Below are 24540 nucleotides of genomic sequence, written 5' to 3'. Positions count from 1 at the left end.
TTCGCGGTCAGACTTCGATGGTGTTCTCGACGCGCGGCTCGGGGGCCGCCGCGAGCACGTCGGAGTATTCGGGGTGGCGGTCGAGCCAGCCCGTGACGAAGGGACAGGTGACGGTCACCGGGGTGCCCCGGCGGCGGGCGTCGAGCAGCGCGGCGGCGGCCAGCCGGCCGCCCAGCCCGCGCCCCTCGAAGGCCTGGTCGATCTCGGTGTGCGCGAGCTCGACGCCGGTGCCGTGGCGGCGGTAGTGCAGCGCGCCGGCCTGCTCCCCGCCGAGCAGCACCTCGTAGCGTGACTGCTCGAAGCTGTCGACGACGATCGCGTCCTCCGGGTCGCCCGCGCTGACCTGGGCGCTGCCCTCGACCCGCAGCTTGCGCCGGGCCCGCTCGTAGAACGAGGTGCGCCCGAACCGGATGACCTGCGCGGCGCCGGGCACGGGCTGGACGCGCAGCTTGTCGCCGGCCTCGGCATAGCCCTGGATGATGCCGTCGACCTCGATGGCGAGCCGGCCGCTGGTCGCCGCCACGTCGAGCTCGAGCTGCTCGTCGGGCGACAGCATCAGTGAGCGGTTGAACGACGAGTGCGCGGCCGAGGCGCTGACCAGGATGCCCTCGACGTTGGGGGAGACGATCGGGCCGCCGGCCGAGAAGCTGTAGGCCGTGGAGCCGGTCGGGGTCGCCACGATCACCGCGTCGGCGGCGTAGCGCACGAAATTGCTGCCCTCGACATTGATGCCGATGTGGGCGAGGCCGTCGCCGGGCACCCGGACCATGGCGATGTCGTTGAACGCCGACACCTCCTTGCCGTCGGGCAGCACCGTGCGCACCGACGTGCGCGACTCGATGGTGAAGTCGTGCTCGTCGATCGCGGACAGCGCGCCGGCCAGGTCGGGCAGGTCGACCTCGGCGAGGAAGCCGAGCCGGCCGACGTTGACCCCCAGCACCGGCGTCTTGCGCCCCTCGACCAGCCGCATCGTGCGCAGCATGGTGCCGTCGCCGCCCAGGCTGACCAGGAGCCCGGCCCGCTCGACCATCTCGTCGGCGGAGACCGGCTCGGCCTCGCAGTCGATCCGGTCGATCTCGTCGTGCAGCCCGAGCACGGTGACATGCCGCGAGGCGGCCCAGCGCACGATGGCGTCGATGGCCGACCCGCAGTCGCGCCGCGGGTGCAGGACGAGCCCCACCACCTTGACCATGCCCATGCGTCACACACCTCTGCTCGTCGGAACGTCGGCGTTCAGCCTTGCACGTCGGCGGGGCAACGGCGAGAGCGTGCCCGGCGGCCTGGGGACAAAGCTTCTTGACATAACCTTTACAGATCGACAAACTCCGATAGTGAGAGCGCTCTCCGTCCCCATCGTCCCTGATCAGCGGAGGGATCCCCCCATGCTCCACATCCGCACAACCCTGGGCGTCGCCGTGACGGCGCTCACGCTCCTCGGCGTCAGTCCCGGCGCCGCCCACGCGCAGACCCCGGACCAGGCCGCGCCCGCGACAACCCTCGACCCCGGCATGGTCGCCGCCCTCCACCGCGACCTCGGCCTCGACGACGATCAACTGGCCGCGCGCCTGGCGACCGAGGCGGCGGCTCCGGTGGTGCAGCGCCGGCTCGCCGCCGCGCTCGGCGACACGTACGCCGGGGCCTGGATCGCCCCCGGCGCCGACCGCCTGACCGTCGCCACGACCGACCCCGCCCGCGTCGCCCGGATCCGCGCCGAGGGAGCCGTCCCGAAGCTCGCCGAGCGCAGCGCGAAGGATCTGGACGCGGACAAGAAGGCGCTCGACCGCACGAAGGCGGGAACCAAGATCCACGGCTGGTACGCGGACACCACGCGCGGCACCGTCGTCGTCACCGTGGCGCCGGGCGGGGAGGCCTCCGCCCGTACCTTCGCCGCCGCCGCAGGCGTCGAGGACGTGACCGTCGTGACCGCCGCCGAGGCCCCGCGCACGGTCTACGACATCCGGGGCGGCGACCAGTACGTCATCAACGGCAACACGCTCTGCTCGGTCGGCTTCTCCGTCGCGGGCGGCTTCGTCAGCGCGGGCCACTGCGGCGGCGTCAACAGCCCGACCCTCGGCAACAACAACGTGGCACAGGGTACGTTCGCCGGCTCGTCCTTCCCCGGCAACGACTATTCCTTCATCCGTACGAACGCCAACTGGACGCCCCAGCCCTGGGTCAACAACTACGCGGGCGGCAACGTGCTGGTCGCCGGCTCGCAGGACGCCGCGATCGGGAGCTCCATCTGCCGCTCCGGGCGTACGACCGGCTGGCGCTGCGGCACGCTGCAGGGCCGGAACGAAACGGTCAACTACGCGCAGGGCGCCGTGCAGGGCCTGAGCAGGATGAGCGCCTGTGCCGAGCCGGGTGACTCGGGCGGATCCGTCATCTCCGGCAACCAGGCGCAGGGCGTCACGTCCGGCGTCACGGGCAACTGCACCTCCGGCGGTACGACGTGGTTCCAGCCCGTCAACGAGATCCTCAGCGTCTACGGCCTGAGCCTCACCACCTCCGGCGGCGGCAGCACGAGTGCCGTGGTGAGCAACCTGAACAGCAAGTGCATCGACGTCCCGAACTCGCAGTTCAACGACGGCGTTCTCGTGCAGATGTGGACCTGCAACCAGACGAACGCGCAGCGCTGGACCTTCGTGAACGGCACTCTGCAGACGCAGAACAACAAGTGCCTCGACGTCGCGTGGGGCTCCACCGCCAACGGCGCTGCCATCCAGATCGTCGGATGCTCGGGCAACGCCGCGCAGCAGTTCGTGCTCTCCGCCGCGGGCGACCTCGTCAACCCGCAGGCCAACAAGTGCGTCGACATCAAGGACAACAACGCCGGCGACGGCGCCAAGCTCCAGCTCTGGGACTGCGCCGGCACGGCCAACCAGAAATGGCGCCGCGCCTGAGAACCGCGCTCTCAAGGCGCGCCTGAGAGACGCGCCGGAAAATGGATCGAACGGCCGCCCACCGCTCCGTATAGTCCCTGAGCAGCGGTGGGCGGCTCCCCGCGGCGCTTCCTTCTCATACCTCACGCCGGATGATCAGCAGCGTCGCCACTCCCCGCCCGCCGCGCTTTCTTCGGGGGAGGAGCCTGACCATGGACGCTGTCGCCACTGTGCTCGTACGCCGCACCGCGCAGGTCACGCTCCCCGCACACGAGGATCAGGCTCCCGGCGACGGCCCGGCCTGGGTCACGGCCCTCGAAGCCGACCTCGCCCTCCGCGGCCGGCTGCTCGGCGCCGATCTGCGCGCGGCCGCCGCCACCCTCCCGCCCGTCGTCCGTACGGCCTGGGCGGACTGGCTCCTCGCCACGCTGGACGCCGAGGTGGGCGCCGACCGTGACCTGACCCCGCTCTACCGCCGGTTCCCGGACACTCCGGCCGACCCGTCCGCGGTCTACGTCGAGCGTCTGCTGGTCCACCTCTTCGCAGCGCCCGATCTGCCGTGCGTACTGTGCGGTCGCGAGCACACCGCGGCGCCGCTCGACCCGTGCGGTCACGTGGTGTGCCACGACTGCTTCCCGCCGGAGGAGCACGGCGGCTGCCCGATCTGCGGCCGCCGCGCCGCCGCCGGTCAGGGTCATCTTCCCGAGCAGGCGCCGGCCGTCACGCCGCTGCGGATCCAGGTGCTCACCGTGGCCGGGCCCGGGGCGGCGGCCACGGTGCGGGACGAGCTCGTGGCCCGCCCGAGTGCTCTGGGCGAGGCCGATCTGACAGACCTCGAGACCCTCGTACGGGCCACGGCGCCCGGCACCCTCGACTGGCTCCCCGAGGTCGTGCCCGCGCGCGAGACGCTGGCGTCCGTCATCGCCTGGGCGCTGCACGCGACGGCTCTGACCCCGGACTTCGCGCGCGTGACCGAGCAGGCCACGGCGCGCTGGACGACGGCCACCGACGCCGCGCGTACCCTCTGGGCATGGTCCGGCGGCGACCCGGGCCTGATCCTGCCCGCCCGCACGTCCGGCCCGGGCCCCCGCGAGCACTGGCGGCCCGCCGGCGAGCCGGCCGTCGCCGCCCCCGTGACGCGCGTCCGGGCGATCCCGCGGGCACTGCGCCGGGCGGTGCTCACCCACCTCGACTCGCTCGGCCCGGCCGCCGCCGCCGAGGACCTGCAGCGCCACCCGACAGTGTGGAAGCGCCTCGGCGAGCGCCTGCACCCTCACGAGCGCCCTGCCGCCCACCCCGCCGCCGCTGTCGCCTTCGCGGCGCTGCGGGGCACCCGCGCGGATGCCGGCAGCACGCTCGGCCGCACGATCACCGCGGCCGGCCGGGCGCATCCCGGGCGCCTCGTCGCGCTCACCGCCGCCGACGGCACGATCACCATCCGGGTACGCACCCACGCCGCCCTCGTCGAGGAAGCGTTCACCACCGGCGACCCGGCGGCGGCGCTGACGCTGCTCGCCCAGCGCCCGGGCGACCTCTGGCGCGCCCTCGACCACCTCCTCCGCCGCGCCCATGCCGAAGCCGACGGTGACGATGTCGCCGACGGTGACGTCGACCTGAGCGTGGCGGTCCTCAACGCCGCCCGTACGGCCGCCGCGCACGTCTCCCCGGTCGTACTCGCCACGGCCGCCGCCGAGATCGCCGCCCGCGACACCACCGTCCCGGCTACCGCCGAGCAGCTCGCCGCGGTCGAGCAGGCCCGTGCCGCCGCCGGTGAACGCGCCGCCGAAGCCGCCCGCCGCCGGACCGCCGCCGCCGTCCACGTCGCACACGCCGCCGCCCCGCTGTCCGAACCGGTCGGCCTGCTCTCCCGCGCCCTCACCGACCTCCGCCGCCGCCTGAGCCCCGGCGACGTTCCGGAACGCACCGAGGATCGGCCCGGTGCCGCCCCGGCTACCGGCGATGCGAGCGCCACCGACCCCGGACGCCCCGGCGAGGACATGCCCCGGCGCGTCTTCTTCCCGCGCGGCAACGCCGTCCGCAGCTGGACCGAACCCGAGCGCCGCACGCCCCTGCCCGCCGCGGTCACGCGTACCGTCCGGGAAATCGCCGACGCCGAGCTGTGCCGCCGCGCCGGGGCCGGGGACCGCTTCGACCTCGCGGTTCTCGACGCCGAGCTGGCCGCGGTGCCGGCGCCCATGCGCGAACGGGCCGGATCGGCGCAGCTGGCCGGCTGGCCCCGCGGCAGCGTGCGGGACCTGCCCGGCGACGAGGTGCTGCGGCTCTTCCTGCACTGGGAGGACGCGGGCAGCACGCGCGTCGACCTCGACCTGTCCGCCGTGTTCTTCGACGCCGGCTGGCGGCGCCTGGGCCACTGCGACTACACGCGGCTGCGCTTCGCGGACACGGCCGCCGTGCACTCGGGCGACTTCACGTCGGCGCCGGCCCCGCTGGGCGCGACCGAGTTCCTCGACCTGTCACTGCCCGAGCTCGAACGCGCCGGCGTCCGCTGGGCGGTGCCGACGATCCTCAGCTACAACGACGTGCCGTTCGAGCTGCTGGGCGAGGCGTTCGCGGGCTTCTCCCTGCCCTCCGGCCGCGAACGTCCCGACGCGCCCAGCCGCGAGAGCAACCCGAGCCCGACCGCCGGCCCCGCGCGGGTCGTGCAGCGCTTCGACCTGCGCGGCACCAGCAAGGCCCAGCTCCCGATGGTGGTCGACCTCCGGGACCGCCGCCTCCTCTGGGCGGACCTCACCCTCCCCAGCCACGGGTACGCCCACAGCGTCGCCACCCACGGCGACCGCCTCGCCCGTGCGGCCGCCGACCTGTGGCACCACTTCACGTCCGGCTCCCGGCCCACCCTCCTCGACGTCGCCGCCTGGCACGCCTCCGCCCGCGCCGACCGCATCGTGATCCGCCACCCCGACGGCACGTACACGGAATCCGCCCCCGACCCCGCCGCCATCCGCACCGCCGCCGCCACCGACCGCACCGCCCGGAGTGTCGCCTCCCCGCCCTTCGCTGGCCGCCGCATCTTCGCGGCCGCCGTCGACACCGTGCCCACTGGTGATGTGGGCGACGGTTCTCTGGCGCTGCTGGTGACCGGCACCGCCCCGAACCCGTGGACCACGCTTCGCGGCGGAGACCTGCTCGGTCAGCTGCCGGCGGCGAAGTAAGACGTCAAGCTGGTGAAGTGACAGCCGAAGCCGGTGAAGTGCCGGTCAGAGCAGCAGGCCCCGCACATAGGCAGCCTGGCCGACGTGCTGGGTGTCGTCGTCGAGGATGCTCACGAGGCGGACGGCGAGGGTGACCGGCGGGTCCCAGCCCTCGTCGACGACCCGGTCGAGGTCGGTCTCGGACACCCCGCGCAGATACGCGATCGTCCGGTCGTGCACGGCGCGGTAGTACGCCACGAGCGCCTGCCCGTCGCGGGGGCGGACGGCGGTGACGTCGCCGGCGTCGTGACCGTAGCCGGTGTCGTTCGCGTCGGGCTTGCGGCCGAAGCTCTCCGCCCAGTCGCCGGTCACGTAGATCTGGTCCTGGCCGAGCAGCTCGGACATGTGATGGTCCTGGACCCGGGTGAGGTGCCACACCAGCCAGCCGACGGTGTTGGCGCCGGGCTCGGGCGCGGTGGCGAGCTTCTCCGCGCTGAGCCCCTCGACGGCGCCCTCGACCAGGTCGGGGAGGCGGTCGTAGGCCTCGATCAGCAGTTCGCTCACCTTCATGACGGGTGACTCCTCCCAGGGACACGGACGTTCCGTGGACCGTCATACCCCGGCAGCGGGGCACAAACGCCGACGGCCGGGATCCGCTGATGCGAATCCCGGCCGTCCTGAGGCGCTGCGCCGATCACTCCGTCGGGGGAGCCTCCTGCTGCTGCACGCCCTGCTGGTCCGAGCTGGTGCCGTTCTCGCTCGTACCCTGCTGGGTCGAGCCGGTGTCCGTCTCGTCCTGCTGGGTGTCGTCCGGCGTCGTCGGCGCGTCCGTCGTCGGGGTGTCCGTCGGCTCCTCCTCGGCCGGAGACGAGCTGTCGCCCGGGTCGGGGGAGTCGGACGAGCCGGGCTCCGGCGACGAGGTGGCGTCCGGGTCGGCGGTGTCCGTCGAGTCCGGGGTGGCCGACTCGGCCGGGGCCGGGTCCTGCTGCTCGTCGCTGCTGTCCGAGCCGCCCTTGAAGGTGCTCGTCAGCGTCGAGCTGCCGCTGGTCTGCTTGCCGGTGGTGATCGTGGTCAGCGACTCGCCCGCCATCGCCTCGACGGCGAAGATGCCGCCCATGGCGACGATGAACGCCGCTGCCGCCCCGATGACCACCGTCTTCCAGCGGACGCTGCGCCGCGGGCTGCCGCCGTACGCCGCACTGGCCGCCGCGGGCGTGGTGTCGGCGGCGGGCACGGTGTGGGCGGGGTTGTCCGCCTCGCCCGCCGCGGCGACCGGCGGGGTGCCGACCGCCGCCGGCGCCCGCACGAACGTCGGGGCCACCGACTGCAAAGTCTTGGTGCCGCGCTTGAGGGAGTTGTTGAAGATCTCCGTCCCGACGGAGCCGACCACACTGGCCAGTGCGGCGCCCGCCAAGGTGCCGGCGACTCCCAGGAAGGAGCCGAGCACCGCGGCGGCCACGGCCGCGAGTGTGCCGGCGATGACCTTGCTGATCTGGATACCGGACCAGAGCTTGTCCGGTTGAGCCTGGCTCATGTCCTCCTCACATCAGCATTACGCTGTGTCTCAAGGGCCCCGATCCGGGCCCATCGGTCATACGTGAACTTCGCACCGGAAGTTCAAACAGGATCGGACGGCCGGTCCGCGTCCACCCGAAGTGTTCAGGCTTTGCCTGTGGGCGCGGCGCTAAACCCCCCGGAGGGTACGGGCACCGGCGCCTCCGCCAGCCGCCGGCGCACCAGTCGCCGGGTGCGGAGGATGCCCAGCACTCCCACGGCCATGAGCGCGTACTGCACCGCCATGGCGACCTTGAAGTCGGCGATGCCGTAGCCGGCGCTGCCGCCCGTGCGCGCGTCGAGGATGAGCCCGACGAGCAGGATCGCGGTCAGCGACGCCGTGAAGCCGCCGACGTTGACGATGCCGGTCGCGGTGCCGAGGCGGTTGGGCGGGTTGAACGTGCGGGCGAACTCGAAACCGATCATCGACCCGGGTCCGCCCAGCCCGAGCGCCACGACCAGGGCGACGAGCACGGCCAGCGGCGCCCGGCCGGGCCACGCGAGCACCAGGCCCCAGCCCGCGGCGTTCACGCCGACGATGCCGAGGACGAGCCACGAGCGGCGCATCGGGTGCCGCTCGACGAGCACGCCCAGCACCGGCGCGGCCACCATGCCGACCAGCACGAAGAGCGTGAGCAGGGCTCCGGCCGTACTCCGGGAGAGGCCTTCCCCCGCGAGCAGGAACGGATAGCCCCACATCAGCGCGAAGACCGTGCCCGGGAACTGGGTGCTGAAGTGCGTCCAGAGCCCGAGCCGGGTGCCCGGGTGGCGCCAGGCGGTCGCGAGGTCGCCGCCCAGCTGGCGGGCGGTCGTCGCCGCGCCGGAGACCATCCGCCGGTCGGGCGAGTCGTGCAGGGCCACCAGCGCGAGCAGCGCCAGGAACACCCCGGTCCCGGAGGCCGACAGGAACGCCGTCGTCCAGCCCGGCCCGGCCAGCAGCGCGGCCAGCGGCACGGCGCTCAGCACCTGGCCGAGCTGCCCGATGATGCCGGTGAACTGGCTGACGACCGCCACCCGCTTGCCGGGGAACCACTGCGGCACCAGGCGCAGCACGCTGATGAAGGTCATCGCGTCGCCCGCCCCGACCAGCACCCGCGCCACGATCGCGCCGCTGAGGTCGCCGGAGAACGCCATGAGCGCCTGACCGCTCGCCATCAGGACCGCGCCGGCGACGACGAGCCGCATCGAGCCGAACCGGTCGAGCAGCACCCCGACGGGCACCTGCAGCGCCGCATAGACCAGCAGCTGCAGCACCGCGAACGAGGCCAGCGCGCTCGCGCCGATGTCGAAGCGCTGCTGCGCGTCGAGGCCGGCCACGCCGAGGGAGGTCCGCTGGAGCACCGCCACCGTGTAGGCGGCGAGCCCCACGGCCCAGACGATCCAGGCCCGCGCACCGCCTCGCATGTCACCGACTCCGTCCGCTCGCGGGAACACCTGCCTCATCCAGGTTTCCCCGCGAGCGCGGCCGCGGCAACGAGTTCGGTCACAAACCGGGCGTGTGTCCGGTCACCTCAAAAGGACGTCACCCGAAGCCAGGTGCCGCGTGAGCCACCCCACCGTCTCGCGCAGGTACTCGGCCCGGTTCGAGCGGTGCAGCAGCTCGTGCCCCTCGCCGGGGAACAGCAGATAACGATGCTCGACCCCCCGCTCGGCCAGCGCCGCCACGACCTGCTCGGCCTCGATCACCGGGACATTGCTGTCGTTCTCCCCGTGCACCACCATCAGCGGCGCGCGCAGCCGGTCGATCCGGGTGATCGGGGACAGGTCACGCAGCAGGTCCGCGTCGCGCACCGGGTCGCCGTACTTGCTGACCGCCGCCGCGGCGATCCACGGCTCGGTGTGCTCGTAGAACGTCGCGAAGTTCGACATGCCGCACACGTCGATGCCCACCGCGAACAGCTCCGGGTAGGTGGTCAGCGCGGCCAGGGTGAGATAGCCGCCGTACGAGCGGCCCATGCACCCGATCCGCGCGGGGTCCGCCACGCCGGTGGCCACGAGGTGGCCGACGCAGGCCGCCACGTCGCCGATGGCCGCGTACCGCAGGGCGCCGTTGTCCGCGTTGACGAACGTACGCCCGAAGCCGGACGACCCGCGCACGTTGGCCGCGAACACGGCGATGCCGCGGTCGACGAGCGACTGGAACAGCGGACCGTGGCCCGGCCGCTCCTGCGCCTCCGGGCCACCGTGCAGCCAGAGGACCGTGGGGTGCGGGCCGGGCGTCGCGGGCTCGAACAGCCAGCCGCTGATCTCCAGCCCGTCGTGCGAGGCGAAGCGCCGCAGCGTGGGGTGCACGGCGTCGCCCGCCACCTCCTCGACCGACACCGGGTGCAACGACCCGTCCCAGGTCCAGACCCCGTGCGGCTGCCCCGGACCCTCGGCCGTGAACGCCAGCGTGCTGCCGTCGGCACTCCACACCGGCTGCGACACGACCCAGCCGGGCAGCTCGACGTCGGTCACGGCGTCGCCCTCGTGCACGGTCAGCCGCGAGCGGCCGCCGTCGACGTTCCAGAGCACGGCGAGCTTGGTCCCGTCGGCGCTCAGCGCGAAGGACTCGGCCTCTCCCGGCCCCTCGACCTTGGAGGAGGCGGTCATGACGACCGGAAATTCCCCGGCGTCGCTCCGCGCCCAGATCGTTCCGTCAGGCGCGAAACACGCCTGCTCGCCGCTGGTCACGTACTCCTCGGAACCGGAGGTCAGATCACGCAGGACCACGTATCGGCCACCGCGTGACCCCCGGCGCAGGAGGGCGCGCTTTCCGTCCGCCGACACCTCGAAGAGCGAGATCAACTCACCCGTGGCGACGACGGATCTCGTGCCGTCGGACGCGTCGATCAGCAGTGTGGTGGACAGGTTCTCGGTGACGGCGAGCAGCGGGCGGCCCGGGAGCCACCGGACGTTCTCCGCGCTGTCCGAGCCGAAGCCCGCCACCTGGTGCAGCGCGGAGCCGTCCGGACGGACCAGCCAGACCTCCGTACGCGGGGCCCCGCCCGGCGCGATCACGCAGGCCAGCCACCCACCGCCGGACGACCAGTGCACCGACACGACCGGTTCCTCGCCGGTGTCGACGAGGAAGGTCAGCTCGCTGCTGACCGGCTGCACCCACACCTTGGGGGAGCCGCTGCGGTCGGACACGTACGCGGCGTGCCGGCCGTCCGGCGACAGGGCCGGCGACCAGCTGCCCGCCACTTCCGACGGATAGGACCCCTTGGTCCGCCACCCGGCGGGCAGCACAGCGACGTCGACACGGGTGAGCTGACCGGTCATACGGGGTCCTCCTTCGGTTAGCTATACGCCATTCTCTTGCAACCACATCTCGAGCAGCGCGAGCTGCCAGAGCTGGTTCGCTCCGAGGGTCGTACGAGGAGTGTTGGGGTCGGCGAGCAAACGGTCAACATAGTCCGTCCGGAAGAGTGCACGCTCCCGGGCCGCCGGTGCGTGCAACGCCTCGCGGACCATCTCCAGCATCGGTCCCTCGAGGTGCCGGATGCCCGGAACGGGGAAGTAACCCTTCGTCCGGTCGATCACCTCGTCGGGCACGACCCCGCGGGCCGCGTCCTTGAGCACGCCCTTGCCGCCGCGGGCCAGCTTGAGCTCCGGCGGGCAGGCCGCCGCGAGCTCGACCAGCTCGTGGTCCAGGAACGGGACGCGCGCCTCCAGCCCCCAGTCCATCGTCATGTTGTCGACCCGCTTGACCGGATCGTCGACCAGCATCACCTGGGTGTCGAGTCGCAACGCCGCGTCGACCGCGGTCTCGGCCCCCGGCCGGGCGAAGTGCGCGGCGACGAACTCCCGGCTGACGTCCTCCTCCAGGAACCACTGCGGGTTCAGCTGGGTGCGCAGGTCACTGTGCGGACGATCGAAGAATTCCCGGGCGTACGCGTCCGCGGCGCGATCGCGCGGCACGTCCCGCAGCGGCGGGTACCAGCTGTAGCCGGCGAGGATCTCGTCCGCGCCCTGCCCCGACTGCACCACCTTGATCTGCTTGACGACATCTTCGCTCAGCAGGTTGAAGGCGATCGCGTCGTGGCTGACCATCGGCTCGCTCATCGCCGCGACGGTCCGCGCGACGGCCGGCAGGAACCGGTCCTTGCCGATCCGGATCTGGTGGTGCCGGGTGTCGAACTGCTTGGCGATGATGTCCGAGTACGCGAACTCGTCGCCGCTCTCCCCGGCCGCCGACTCGAACCCGATCGAGAAGGTCGTCAGCCCCTTCTGGCCCTGCTCGGCCAGCAGCGCGACGATGTACGACGAGTCGAGCCCGCCGGACAGCAGCACCCCGACCGGCACGTCGGCGACCATCCGCCGCTCGACCGCGGTCTTCAGCGCCTCGTGGATGGCCTCCGGCCAGTTGTCCACGTCGTCGCGGCGGGTGTGCGAGGCCTCCCAGTAGACGGTCTCCGTCGAGGTGCCGTCCGGGCGGATGACGCGGACGGTCGCCGGCGGCAGCTTGCGCACCCCGCTCAGGATCGTCCGCGGCGCCGGCACCACCGAGTGGAACGTCATGTAGTGCTGCAGCGCGACCTTGTCGATCGACGTGTCGACCTCCCCGGCCGCGAGCAGCGCCGGCAGCGTCGAGGCGAAACGCAGCCGCCCCGGCGTCTCGGCCAGGTACATCGGCTTGATGCCCAGCCGGTCCCGGGCCAGCATCACCGTGCCGCTGCCGTGCTCCACGATCGCGAAGGCGAACATCCCGAGGAAGTGCCGCACACAATCAGCACCCCACCGGTGGTACGCCTTGAGGATCACCTCGGTGTCGGACGTCGAGGCGAACGTGTAGCCGTACCCCCGCAGCTCGTCCCGCAGCTGCTTGTAGTTGTAGACGCAGCCGTTGAAGACCAGCGACAGCCCGAGCTGCTCGTCCGTCATCGGCTGGGCGCCGGCCTCGGACAGGTCGATGATCTTCAGCCGCCGGTGGCCGAGCGCGACCGGGCCGCGCTGCCACAGGCCCTCGCTGTCCGGGCCGCGGTGCTCCAGGCAGGGCAGCATCCGGCGGACGGCCTCCGGGTCGGCCGCCCGGCCGTCGAACCGCAGTTCGCCACCGATTCCGCACATGACTTCTCAACCTCCACGGGTTCCGTTTCGGGGGTATTTCGCGAGCGTGAAAGACGTGACTCAGCCCATGAGCCAGGTGTCCTTGGAGCCGCCGCCGCGCGACGAGTTGACGATCATGCTGCCCGCGGGCGCGACCCGGGTCAGGGCGGCCGGGGCCACCACCGACTCGTGGCCGGTGAAGACGAACGCGCGCAGGTCGACGTGGCGCGGCGCGAGCTGGTGACCGTCGAAGACCGGGTGCGTCGACAGCTGGACGACCTCCTGCGCGACCCACCGGTGCGGGGCGGTGCGGATCTGGCGGCGTACGGCGGCCAGGTCCTCCTCGCTCGCGTGCGGGCCGATGACGATGCGGTCGCCGCCGTAGCCGTCCACGGGCTTGAGCACGAGCTCCGGCAGCCGGCCGAGCACTTCCTCGCGCTGCTCCGGGATGCCGCACAGATACGTCGGCACGTCCGCGAGCAGCGGCTTCTCGCCCAGGTAGTACTCGACGAGCTGGGGCACGTACGCGTACACGGCCTTGTCGTCGCCGATGCCGTTGCCGAGGGCGTTCGCCAGCCGGACGGTGTCCGCGTGCAGCGCCGTCACCAGGCTCGGGCCCAGCGGCATGCCGTCCGCACCCGGCGAGTGCACCAGGCTGTCCTCGCCCATGCGCAGGTAGACGACGTCGACGCGATGCTTGCGGCCGTTCTCGAGGCGGTGCACGAACCCGTCGTCCACGAGCAGGTCGGTGCTGCGGACCAGCGGGACGCCCATCTCCTCGGCCAGCATCCGGTGCTCGAACCACGCCGAGTCGTCCGGGCCCTGGCTCAGCACGACCAGCTTCGGATCGTCGCCCGCCGCCGGCCCGGCCGCGTCGAGCAGCGCCCGCTTGAGCAGCTGCGGCGTGCTCTCGGGGCTGAGCAGCCCGTCCGGCCGGGGCAGCTCGGCGAGGATCGTCTCGGTCAGGCGGCGGTTCTGCATGGCGTACGCGATCCCGGACGGCACACGCAGGTTGTCCTCCAGCACGCACCAGTCGCCCTCGGCATTGCGGACGAGGTCGACGCCCGCCACCTGAGCGCGCACGCCGGCGTGACTCACGAGGGCACCGCTGGGCCGCAACTCGGGCGAGCCGTCGATCACCCACTCGGGCACCACGCCGTCGCGGACCACCGTGCGGTCGCCGTACACGTCGTTGATGAAGGCGTCCAGCGCCCGCACCCGCTGCACCAGGCCGAGCCGCAGCCGCTGCCAGTCCCCGGCGGGCACGACGCGCGGCACCAGGTCGAACGGGAACAGCCGCGTGGCCGCCTCACCCGCGACGCTGAACGTGACACCGCGGGCGCGCTGCTCGTCGTCCCGGGCGTCCTCGCGGCGGCGCAGGCCCGCCGGTCCGAGCGCGCTGAGGACATTGACGATTCCCTCGTACGCGGGCACGACGTCCCCGTTCGGGAAAGCCTCGTCGCCGGGAGCCGCATAGGGCGTGAGCCCGGCCGGAACGGTCTGCCCGCTCGGGCCGATGCCGGTCGTCCCGCCGCGGGTGTCCGCGACCACGAGGTCGACCACGTCCGAGATGCGCCCGCGACGGGACATGGCCCGGCGCTGACGGGCGGCCGAGCTGCCCCGGCTGAGCGTCTGCACGGACAGGTCGAACACCTGCTCCCAGTCGCCCAGCTGCTCCAGCTCGGGCCGCAGATCGCCGACGAGCCGCTCGACGGCCACCGCGGCCGGCACGGGCACGGGCGAGCGCGGCAGGTCGAGCAGGTCGCCCTCGAGCCCCGAGCGCGCGGCGCGCCACATCGCCGCCCGGTGCAGCGGCGGGGGAGTCACCTGGGCGGGCAGGCCGGCCCGGTACTCCTCCCGGGCCCGCAGCGCCAGCGCCCGGAACAGCCCGGCGAGCAGCACGACGGTGTCCGCGTCGGGGCTGGAGTCGGTGACGCGCAACTCGACGGTGGGCAGGTGCGCGGAGGGGCGTACGTCGAAATAGACCATCTTGGGGTCGCTGATCGTGCCCGACGCGATCAGCTGCTCGACCAGCGCGTCGAACTCGGCGGCGCTGCTCACCACGCCGGGGTCGCCGGCCGTCGGCCAGCGCATCCAGACCAGCGAGCGCACGCTGGCGTAGCCGCTGTCCTCACCCATCCAGTACGGCGAGCTGGCCGACAGTGCAAGCAGGACGGGCAGCGACGAGGCGACCCGCTGGGAGACCGCCACGGCCTCGTCCCGGTCCGTGATGCCGACGTGCACCTGGGCGCCGCAGATGAGCTGCTCGCGGGCGAGCATCTGATACTCGTCGACCATGCGCTTGTAGCGTGAGGTGGGCGTGACCGGCAGCGAGTCGAGATCCACCAGCGGCACGGTGCCCGCGGCGACCAGGCCGAGCCCGAGCGACTCGGCGACGCCGATGGCCCGGCGCCGCAGCGACACGATGCCCTCGCGCAGCTCGTCGAGGGTCCCGGCGACCGGGGTGTTCGTCTCGACCACCGAGCGGTGCAGCTCCGCCGAGAAGTTCGCCTCGTCCAGCTGGGCGAGCACCTCGGGCGCTCGCGGCACCAGCTCCCGGGTCTTCAGATCGACGACGTGCAACTCTTCCTCGACGCCGAGGGAGAGCTCCGCACCGACGGCGCTGTTCTCGCCGCTCTCGCTGACCTTCACTGACTCCGTCATCAGACCGCCTACGTCCTTTTCTCGCTCCGAACGCCTCGCCCCGGAGCCTCGTCAGCTCGTGTGGCGAACTCGTGACGTGCCCATTTCCAGTCGTCGCCAAGCATGTCGCCGGCTCCCGGTGCGCGCCGCTGCGCATGTGAGCGTGCCCACGAGCGTCTTCACGCAGACGCTTGTGCAATTTTTCACGAAGCTTGTTCTTCTTTGCTCGCGGGCAATTAACCTCCGTTGATCCCCTGGAGGTGCGGCATGGCCGGAGAGAAGTACGTCTACGATTTTTCCGAAGGCAGCAAAGACCTCAAAGATCTGCTCGGCGGCAAGGGCGCGAACCTGGCCGAGATGACCCGGCTCGGGCTGCCCGTGCCGGCCGGGTTCACCATCACGACCTCGGCCTGCCGGGCCTTCCTGGCCACCGGCGAGAACCCGCCGTCCCTGGCCGCGGAGATCGACGACCACCTCGCGTCCCTCGAGCGCGACATGGGTCGTGAGCTGGGCGACCACGGCGACCCGCTGCTGGTGTCGGTGCGGTCCGGGGCGGCGTTCTCGATGCCCGGCATGATGGAGACAGTCCTCAACGTCGGGCTCAACGACGCCAATGTCGCCGGGCTGGCGGCGCAGGCGGGCGGCGACGAGCGGTTCGCCTGGGACTCGTACCGGCGGCTCGTGCAGATGTTCGGCAAAACTGTGTGCGACGTTCCGGGCGACGCATTCTCCGACGCGCTCGACGAGCTGAAACAGGCGCGCGGGGTCCGTAATGACGTCGATCTCGGCGCGGACGATCTCGCCGCCCTCACCGCGACCTTCAAACGCATTTTCGCCAAGCACACCGGCCACGACTTCCCGCAGGATCCACGCGAGCAGCTGCGGCTCACGATCGCCGCCGTCTTCCGCTCCTGGAACGCCGAGCGCGCGGTGCTCTACCGCAGGCAGGAGCGCATCCCGGGCGACCTGGGCACGGCAGTGAGCGTCGTCGCGATGGTCTTCGGCAACCTCGGCCCCGACTCAGGCACCGGCGTCGCCTTCACCCGCGACCCCGCCTCCGGCGCTCAGGGCATCTACGGCGACTACCTGCAAAACGCGCAGGGTGAGGACGTGGTGGCCGGCATCCGCAACACAGTCCCGCTGGAGCGGCTGCAGGAGATCGACCGGCGCTCGTACGACCGGCTGCTCGACATCATGGCGACGCTGGAGGGGCACTACCGCGACCTCTGCGACATCGAGTTCACCATCGAGCGCGGCAAGCTGTGGATGCTGCAGACCCGGGTCGGCAAGCGCACCGCGGCGGCCGCCTTCCGGATCGCCGCCCAGCTGGTGCAGGAGGGCATGATCGACCGGGACGAGGCGCTGCGCCGGGTGTCGGGAGCCCAGCTCGGCCAGCTGATGTTCCCGCGCTTCGACCTGTCGTCGGCGCCCGACGTGCTCGCCACGGGTGTCGGGGCGTCACCGGGAGCCGCGGTCGGCAAGGCCGTCTTCACCGCCGCGCGGGCCGCATCGCTCGCCGGTTCCGGGGAGGACGTCATCCTCGTACGCCGGGAGACCAACCCGGAAGATCTCGCCGGGATGATCGCCGCCCGGGGCATCCTCACCGCCCGGGGCGGCAAGACGTCGCACGCCGCCGTGGTCGCCCGGGGGATGGGCCGGGCGTGCGTGTGCGGCGCGGACTCCTTGGACATCTCGGGCTCGTCGCTGCGCGTGGGCGACGTCGAGATCGCCGAGGGCGACGTGCTGTCGATCGACGGGACGACCGGCCGCGTCTACCGGGGCGCTGTGCCGGTGCAGCCCTCGGAAGTCGTGCAGTACTTCGAAGGTTCCGCCTCCGAGGACGAGCTCGTACAGGCCGTGGACATGCTCATGACGCACGCCGACGACCGGCGGCGGCTGGCCGTGCGGACCAACGCGGACACCGGCGACGACGCGGCCCGGGCCCGGCGCTTCGGCGCGGAAGGCATCGGCCTCTGCCGCACCGAGCACATGTTCCTCGGCGACCGCAAAGAGCTGGTCGAGAAGCTGATCCTCGCGCACACCGACCAGGAGCGCGGCGACGCCCTCGCGGCGCTGCTGCCGCTGCAACGGTCGGACTTCGTCGACCTGTTCCGGGCGATGGACGGGCTGCCGGTGACCGTACGGCTGATCGACCCGCCGCTGCACGAGTTCCTGCCGTCGCTCGAGGAGCTCGCGGTGACCGTCGCCGTGGCGCGCGAGCGCGGCGAGGAGCACGCCGACGACGAGCGCCTGCTGGACGCCGTGCGCCGCATGCACGAGCAGAACCCGATGCTCGGCCTGCGCGGGGTCCGCCTCGGCCTGGTGATCCCCGGCCTGTTCGCCATGCAGGTGCGCGCCATCGCCGAAGCCGCGGCCCACCTCGCCGCCGAGGGCCTGCACCCCCGCCCCGAGATCATGGTCCCCCTCGTCGGCGCGGTCCAGGAGCTCGAGATGGTCCGCGGCGAGTGCGAACAGATCGTCGCCGAGGCCACCGGCGTCCCCATCCTGATCGGCACCATGATCGAGGTCCCGCGCGCGGCCCTGACCGCCGGCCAGATCGCCGAGGCCGCCGACTTCTTCTCCTTCGGCACCAACGACCTCACCCAGATGGCCTGGGGCTTCTCCCGCGACGACGTGGAAGGCGCCTTCTTCTGGCGCTACCTCGAACTGGGCATCTTCGGCATCTCCCCGTTCGAGTCCCTCGACCGCGACGGCGTCGGCCGCCTGGTCCGCATCGCCACCGACGCCGGCCGGGCCGAGAAACCCGGCCTCAAACTGGGCGTCTGCGGCGAACACGGGGGTGACCCGGAGTCGGTGCACTTCTTCCACGAGGTGGGCCTCGACTACGTGTCCTGCTCTCCCTTCCGCGTCCCGATCGCCCGTCTCGAAGCCGGCCGCGCCGCCCTCGACTGACGATGCCCGCGCGCCCGTCCCTGGTGCAGGGGCGGGCTGCTCGGGAAAGCCGGAGCGGCAGAGGATCCCGCCCCCCGAAGCCGCGGCTGCGCTGCGCCGCGATCGCGGTCAGCGGGTCGCGCGGTCGGTGGCGAGCATCGACGACAGGTCGCGCATTGCTTCGTAGAGCCTGACCTGCACGGTGGCCGGCGCGATGCCGAGCACCTGCGCCGCCTCGCGGGTGGTGCGGCCACGGAAGTACGTCGCCACGAGGACTTCGCGGTGCTGGTCCGGGAGGCGTTGCAGCATGGTCTCCAGCGGCGTGCCTCGGCGCGCGGTCGGCGGCGCTTCGGAAGTGACCGGGCGGGCTTGTCTGGTCAGCATTCCCAGGACTCTGCTCATCGGGGCGGCGCTTCTCCAGTCCGCAGATGCGAAGTAGTTCCCTGGTCACCCCCAGCCACGAGCGCCGGACGTGATCAGCACCTAGGCTGTGGCCCCATGTCGCGGTTCCGCCTCTGGCTGTTGCCGGCCCTGCTCGCCGCGGGTCAGCTCGCCCTGTGGCCCGGCATCGCGGCAGCCCGAGGGGACGCACTCGATCCGCGCCGCCTCGTCGTCACCTTGGCCGCCGTTGCGGTGGTCACGGCGGCTGCGGTCGGCCGGGTGCGCTTCCCCGTGGCGAGCGTGCTCCTGGCCGGCGCGGCCATCGGTGCGGGGAGCTGGCTGCTGCCCGATCAGTTGTTCTTCGTACCCGGTGACACTCTCCTCGTTCTCTCAGTCGCGGATCTCGTGCTGCTCTACAACGTGGGCGTGCGTACGGACCGTCGAGCCACCGCCCTCGCGCTGGCCGGGGCCGTCGGTCTGCAGACCGTGGCGACCGCCGGGCAGAGCGGCCTCGGCGCCGACCTCCTGGGGGACACCGTCGCCAACGTGGTGACCTATGGACTGGTCGCCGCGATGGGCCGGCTGCGGCAACGCTGGCTCGCCGATCGGGCCGACGCAGCCCGCCGGCTGGCCGAGGCCCGGGCCGCCGAACGCGAAGCCGCCGCCGCCGAACGCCGCCGCCTGGCCCGGGAGCTCCACGACGTCACCGCGCACCACCTCACTTCGGTCGTCGTCAACGCCTCGGCCGCCGACCTGCTCGGCGACCAGCGCCCCGAGTTGCGTACCGAGGCGGCGGCCTTCGCCGCACGCACCGGCCGGGAGACGTTGACCGCCCTGCGCGAGCTGGTCGCCGTCCTGCCGTCGGCGGCGGAGGCCGAGCAGACACCCGCTCTCGCCGATCTCGTCGACGACTTCCGCCAGCTCGGCCAGATCGTCTCGCTCGATCTCCGGGGCGAGCCGGCGTCGGCCGAGATCGCCGCGGCGGTGCACGGCATCGCGCGCGAGGCCCTCACCAACACACTGCGCTACAGCCCCGGCACCCCCGTGCAGGTGTCCGTCGACCACACCGCTCCGGACGGCGTCCGTCTCCTGGTACGCAACGACGGCACACCGGCAGCCCCCGTCACCGGGCTCGGCGGCGGAAGGGGCATCGCCGGGATGCGCGACCGGGCCGAGTCCCTGGGCGGCACGCTGACCGCGGGACCGCTGCCGGACGGCGGGTGGGAGGTGCGTGCGGTCATCCCGGGTGGACGCCCCACCCTGCCGAAGATCCGCCGGTGGCTGCGCAGCCAGCTCGCCTTCGACGCGGGGCTGGTCGCGCTGCTGCTGGTCTTCCCGGTGATCGGGGTGGTGCTGGCCGTCGAGGAGGACGGTCTCGCCCCCGGCCCGGCTGCCCTGCTGCTGGTCGTCGTGGTTGCCCACACCGTGCCGCTGATGTGGCGGCGCAACGCTGCCCGGGCGGTGCTCACCGCGGTCGTGCTGACCACGTGGCCGGCCGTGCTCCTGTTCGCCACGGACGTCGTACCCACCGGGGGTTGGGCTTTTGCCTTTGCGGCCCCGGCCGATCTGGCGGCCGTGTACGCGGTGGCGGCCTTCGGCGCTCGCCCCCGTCTGAGCTGGCTCGCGCCGCTCGCGGTCGCCGCGTCGGGGGCCGGGGCGTTCGTGGTCATGCTGGCCCTGCCCGGCCCCGACGTCGTCGTGTCCGGGCTGGTCACAGGCGGGTTCATCGGCTTCTTGCTGCTCTGGCCCGCGGCGGCGGCCTGGCTGGCGGGCCACCTCGTCCGGCGCCGGCGGCAGCGGCGATCGGACCGGGAGGAAGGCGCGGTGGCCGTGGCGACGGCGCAGGCCGAGCAGCAGGCCCGGGCCGAGCGCGCCCGCATCGCCGCCGGCCTGCGCGGCGCCGTCCTGCACCACGCCGCCGAGATCCCCCGCGCCGCCGACCGGGCCGACCTCGCCGCTGTCGTGACCCACGCGCGCGCCGCGCTGACCGCGATGCGTAGCCTGCTCGACAGCCTGGGAACGCGCCCGGCCCGGGAAGCGGAGGAGGTGCCGACATCACTGTCCGTGTGATGGTCGTCGACGACCAGCTGATGGTGCGCGCGGGCTTCGCCGCGATCGTCGACTCGCAGGACGACATGGAGGTCGTCGGCGAGGCCGGTGACGGAGCCGCCGCGCTCACCCTGGCCGCCCGGACCGCGCCCGACGTCGTGCTCATGGACGTCCGCATGCCGGGGATGGACGGCCTGACCGCCACCGCCCGGCTGACGGCGGGCGAGCGGCCGCCCCGCGTCCTGGTGCTGACCACCTTCCACCAGGACGCGTACGTCTATCAGGCGCTGCGGGCGGGCGCCTCGGGCTTCCTGCTCAAGGACGCCGACCCGGCCGAGCTCGTGGCCGCGATCCGGGTGGTGGCCACGGGCGAGGCCATGCTGTCGCCCGCCGTGACGCGCCGGCTGATCGACGCCTTCGCCGCGGGCTCGCTCACCGCGCCGCCCGGGGACGACCCGCGGCTGGCCGCGCTGACCCCGCGTGAGCGGGAGGTCCTGGGCGCCCTGGCCACCGGCCTGTCCAACGCCGAGATCGGCGTCGCGCTGGGCATCGGCACGGGCACGGTGAAGGCCCACGTCAACGCGCTGCTGCCCAAGCTGGGGGCCCGCGACCGGGTGCAGGCCACGATCGTTGCCTATGACATCGGGCTGGTTCGTCCGCGCTGAGCGCTGATTCATCCTCATACCAGGGCTATCGCAGCGGCGGGCCGAAACGGTTCACGGAACAGTCCTTGATCGACTGTGAAGGTCCTGAGAGTACCCGCGGGTAGCACGCTATGTAACAGTCTGTTCACCGAGCCTGGTTAGGGTGACCGAAATATCCCACTTGTGGGGTACCGCTGTCCTTCTAGCAACGGCTCGAAAGGGACCATCATGCCCACGCCGGACAAGACCGACGTAGATGTGCCCCACCGCCGGCAGGCCCTGCTCCGGCACGACCTGCCCGCATCGATCGTCGTCTTCCTGATCGCCATCCCGTTGTCGCTCGGCATCGCCGCGGCCTCGGGCGCCCCGCTCATGGCCGGGCTCATCGCCGCCGTCGTCGGCGGCGTCGTCGCGGGCGCCCTCAGTGGCGCCCCGCTCCAGGTCAGCGGCCCCGCCGCCGGCCTCACCGTGATCGTCGCCGGGACCATCGCCGACTTCGGCTGGGCCGCCACGACCGCCATCGTCGCGCTGGCCGGGCTGGTGCAGCTCGTGCTCGGCGTCTCCAAGCTCGGGCGGGCCGCGCTCGCCCTGTCGCCGGCCGTCGTGCACGGCATGCTCGCCGGCATCGGCATCGTCATCGCGCTCAGCCAGGTGCACGTGCTGCTCGGTGGCGCGCCGCAGAGCTCCGCCTGGGCCAACCTGCGCGACCTGCCCCGGCAGGTGCTCGCCAACCACACGGAAGCCGTCTTCGTCGGCCTGCTGACCATCGCGATCCTGCTGATCTGGCCGCGCTTCGTGAAGATCTCGCTGCTGCCGGCCGCCCTGGTCGCTGTCGTCGTGGCCACCGTCACCGCGAGCGTGGGCGGCTTCGACGTCGCCCGCGTCGACCTGCCGCCGAACCCGCTGGCGGAGATCACCTTCCCGCGCTGGCCCGACGGCAGCCCGTGGCAGATCGCCGTCGCCGTGCTCACGATCGCCCTGGTCGCCAGCGTGGAGTCGCTGTTGTCCGCGGTGGCCGTCGACCGGATGCACGACGGCAAGCGCGCCAACCTCAACAAGGAACTGCTCGCCCAGGGCGCCGCGAACACGGTGTCCGGCGCGCTCGGCGGCCTGCCCGTCACGGGCGTCATCGTGCGCAGTTCCACGAACGTCGCGGCGGGGGCGCGTACCCGGATGTCGGCGATCCTGCACGGCGTCTGGGTCGGCGTGTTCGTCCTGCTCTTCGCCGCGCTGCTGGAGCAGATCCCGCTGTCCGCGCTGGCCGCCGTGCTCGTCGTGGTGGGACTCCGGCTGGTCAGCCTCGCGCAGATCAAGGCGTACACGCGGCACCGCGAGCTGCCCACCTACCTGGTGACCGCGCTCGGCGTCGTCTTCACCGACCTGCTGACGGGCGTGGCGCTGGGCATGGCCACGGCCGTGCTGTTCATGCTCGCGCGGCTCGCCCGGTGCGAGATCACGCGCACGTCGCCGGCCGAGGGCCGCTGGACCGTGGTGATCACCGGAACGCTCGCCTTCATCGGCTCCGGCCGCCTGGCCCGCGAGCTGTCGGCCATTCCCGAGGGCGGCCAGGTCGATCTCGAGCTGCATCTCGACTATCTCGACCACGGCGCCTTCGAGACCGTGCAGGACTGGCGCGAGGCGTACGAGCGCGGCGGCGGCCACGTCACCATCCGCGAGATCCACGACAGCTGGTTCCACCGGGCCATGTCCGGCCGGCTCGGCGGCGCCCGGTCGCAAAGCCGCGTACCCCGGTTCCTCGGGTCGTGGTCTCAGTGGGCCTCGATCGACCAGCAGCGCCAGGACGCGATGCAGGCCGGCATCGACGAGTTCGAGCGCAGCGTGGCGCCGCTCGTCCGGCCCCACCTCGCCGACCTGGCCCGCGACGGGCAGAAGCCCGAGCAGCTCTTCATCACCTGCGCCGACTCGCGGCTGGTGCCCAACCTGATCACCACGAGTGGCCCGGGTGACCTGTTCACGATCCGCAATGTCGGCAACATCGTCCCCGCGTACGGGTCCGGCGACTCGTCGGTCGGCGCGGGCATCGAGTACGCCGTCGACGTCCTGGGCGTCTCCACGATCACCGTCTGCGGCCACTCCGGCTGCGGCGCCGTACGGGCGATGATGGGCGGCGCGGCGGGCGAGCCGTCGGCGCTGGGCTCGTGGCTCGCCGCCGCGGATCTCACCGTGGACGACGCGTCCGAGGAGGACTGCATCACCGCGAACGTCGCCCAGCAGCTGCGCAACCTGAGCAGCTATCCGAGCGTACGGCGGGCGGTCGGCGAGGGTCGCCTGACGCTCACCGGGTTGTACTTCGACCTGGCCGAAGCGCGCATGTACACAGTGTCCGGCGGTGAACGCCGGCCCGTCACCGTGGCGTGATCACTGCGGACCGCGGCGATGCTCCGCATGGGGCATCGCCGCGGTTCCGCGTGAATGCCACATGAATCTGCAATGTTAGTGCCAATTTCCGTCGCGACGATTGAGTCACGTGCCCGCACGGCCCAAGGTGGAGGCTGGCCGGAGGATGAATTCCGCGGTCCACCCGGCCGTGCGCGACATCAACTCCGTACGGCCGGACGAAGGCGAACGGGTCGCCCGGGCGGAGGTGGCGAAGTGGCGACGGCCGAGCGAACGGTCCGGGCCGGCGACGTGGTGCTCGTCGGCCGGGCGGCCAGCGTCCAGTTCGCCGGCCCCGCCGGATTCGCGTTCCGCGTCGTCGACGTCGATGTGCGGCCGACGTACGAAGGCTGGGTCTGGCTGGACGGTTACCAGCTCGACCACCGCGGCCACCCGGCCCTGCGCCGTCGGATATTCGTCCGAGAGGCTGGTTTACGCCGGCCGCAGCCCAGGCAACCATGAGACATGGCCGAACGTGAATCTTCACTGACACCCGGTGACGTCGTCCTCGTCGGACGCGCCGCGAGCGTCCAGTTCACCGGCCGCTCCGGCTTCCCGTTCCGCATCATCGCCGTCGACTCCCGCCCCACCTACGACGGCTGGATCTGGCTCGACGGCTACCAGCTCGACCGCCGCGGCCACGCCGTCGCCCGCCGCCGCATCTTCGTCCGCGAGGCGGGCCTCACCCGCGGCGGCGTCCCCGAGTCGGCGAAGGACCCGGCCTGACCGCGAGCTTCACCACCAAAAAGCGGAGAGTACGCCCGGCGGGGACCCCAGAAGCACCGCGTCCTGCTCGTGGCGGCCGCCCGGCTGCGTGCCCACTCCCGCTCCGCGCGCGGCCGCCGGGCTGTCCTGCGCGGTCACCCGCTACGCAGATCCGTGCACCTCGACCCGCTTTCGGGGACTTGCTCTGGA

The 24540-nt window shown here is 72.5% G+C and carries 16 protein-coding genes; 8 read left to right on the top strand and 8 right to left on the bottom strand.

All coding sequences use genetic code 11. The annotated features are described in order from the left end of the window. Positions 1-7 precede the first annotated feature (7 nt). Positions 8-1198, bottom strand: coding sequence for an NAD(+)/NADH kinase (locus tag RAN62_RS00905; protein ID WP_305782474.1), 1191 nt, complete (start codon positions 1196-1198; stop codon positions 8-10). A gap of 184 nt (positions 1199-1382) precedes the next feature. On the opposite strand from RAN62_RS00905, the gene RAN62_RS00900 reads away from it, so the two are divergent. Beyond that, the gene (locus RAN62_RS00900) at positions 1383-2903 is read left to right on the top strand and encodes a ricin-type beta-trefoil lectin domain protein (RefSeq protein ID WP_305782473.1); all 1521 of its coding nucleotides are present in this window, start codon (positions 1383-1385) and stop codon (positions 2901-2903) included. A gap of 191 nt (positions 2904-3094) precedes the next feature. Next, positions 3095-6055, top strand: coding sequence for an MXAN_6230/SCO0854 family RING domain-containing protein (locus RAN62_RS00895; protein WP_305782472.1), 2961 nt, complete (start codon positions 3095-3097; stop codon positions 6053-6055). Positions 6056-6100: 45 nt separating this feature from the next. On the opposite strand, the gene RAN62_RS00890 is transcribed toward RAN62_RS00895, so the two are convergent. The 6 genes from RAN62_RS00890 to RAN62_RS00865 form a co-directional block, all read right to left on the bottom strand. Continuing rightward, entirely contained in the window at positions 6101-6604 is a 504-nt protein-coding gene (locus tag RAN62_RS00890; protein WP_305782471.1) for a mycothiol transferase, read from the bottom strand. Positions 6605-6728: 124 nt separating this feature from the next. Then, entirely contained in the window at positions 6729-7568 is an 840-nt protein-coding gene (locus tag RAN62_RS00885; RefSeq protein WP_305782470.1) for a hypothetical protein, read from the bottom strand. A gap of 125 nt (positions 7569-7693) precedes the next feature. Then, positions 7694-8992: an MFS transporter gene (locus tag RAN62_RS00880; RefSeq protein ID WP_305782469.1), complete on the bottom strand. Its 1299-nt coding sequence runs from the start codon at positions 8990-8992 to the stop codon at positions 7694-7696. A gap of 102 nt (positions 8993-9094) precedes the next feature. After that, positions 9095-10852 (bottom strand): S9 family peptidase, encoded by a 1758-nt coding sequence (locus tag RAN62_RS00875; protein WP_305782468.1) that lies wholly within the window; start codon positions 10850-10852, stop codon positions 9095-9097. 21 nt (positions 10853-10873) lie between these two features. After that, positions 10874-12640, bottom strand: coding sequence for an N-acetylglutaminylglutamine amidotransferase (locus RAN62_RS00870; protein ID WP_305782467.1), 1767 nt, complete (start codon positions 12638-12640; stop codon positions 10874-10876). 60 nt (positions 12641-12700) lie between these two features. Beyond that, positions 12701-15283: a carboxylate--amine ligase/circularly permuted type 2 ATP-grasp protein gene (locus tag RAN62_RS00865; protein ID WP_305782466.1), complete on the bottom strand. Its 2583-nt coding sequence runs from the start codon at positions 15281-15283 to the stop codon at positions 12701-12703. A gap of 246 nt (positions 15284-15529) precedes the next feature. Between RAN62_RS00865 and ppdK the strand changes: the two genes are divergently transcribed. Further along, positions 15530-18175, top strand: a complete 2646-nt coding sequence (gene ppdK / locus RAN62_RS00860) for a pyruvate, phosphate dikinase (protein ID WP_305782465.1) — start codon at positions 15530-15532, stop codon at positions 18173-18175. Between the two features lie 108 nt (positions 18176-18283). Here the strand turns inward: ppdK and RAN62_RS00855 are convergent, their stop codons facing one another. Next, the gene (locus RAN62_RS00855; RefSeq protein WP_305782464.1) at positions 18284-18538 is read right to left on the bottom strand and encodes a sigma factor-like helix-turn-helix DNA-binding protein; all 255 of its coding nucleotides are present in this window, start codon (positions 18536-18538) and stop codon (positions 18284-18286) included. 114 nt (positions 18539-18652) lie between these two features. Between RAN62_RS00855 and RAN62_RS00850 the strand changes: the two genes are divergently transcribed. From RAN62_RS00850 to RAN62_RS00830, 5 genes are all read left to right on the top strand, one after another. Further along, complete coding sequence (locus RAN62_RS00850) at positions 18653-20605, top strand: sensor histidine kinase (protein WP_305782463.1); 1953 nt, start codon at positions 18653-18655, stop codon at positions 20603-20605. After that, on the top strand, positions 20590-21249 hold the full coding sequence (locus tag RAN62_RS00845) for a response regulator (RefSeq protein WP_305783030.1): 660 nt from the start codon (positions 20590-20592) through the stop codon (positions 21247-21249). The genes RAN62_RS00850 and RAN62_RS00845 overlap by 16 nt, the downstream gene beginning before the upstream one ends. Before the next feature lie 207 nt (positions 21250-21456). Continuing rightward, positions 21457-23607 carry a SulP family inorganic anion transporter gene (locus RAN62_RS00840; protein WP_305782462.1) on the top strand — a complete coding sequence of 717 codons (2151 nt, stop codon included), beginning with the start codon at positions 21457-21459 and terminating at the stop codon, positions 23605-23607. A gap of 234 nt (positions 23608-23841) precedes the next feature. Beyond that, positions 23842-24087, top strand: a complete 246-nt coding sequence (locus tag RAN62_RS00835; protein ID WP_305782461.1) for a hypothetical protein — start codon at positions 23842-23844, stop codon at positions 24085-24087. Positions 24088-24090: 3 nt separating this feature from the next. Beyond that, entirely contained in the window at positions 24091-24351 is a 261-nt protein-coding gene (locus tag RAN62_RS00830; protein ID WP_305782460.1) for a hypothetical protein, read from the top strand. The last annotated feature ends 189 nt before the right edge of the window (positions 24352-24540 follow it).

The sequence above is a fragment of the Symbioplanes lichenis genome (genome assembly GCF_030709675.1).
In the GTDB taxonomy this organism is placed as follows: domain Bacteria; phylum Actinomycetota; class Actinomycetes; order Mycobacteriales; family Micromonosporaceae; genus Actinoplanes; species Actinoplanes lichenis.
The sequence above is the reverse complement of the archived record's forward strand: the minus strand, read 5'-3'. Positions and strand labels throughout refer to the sequence as shown.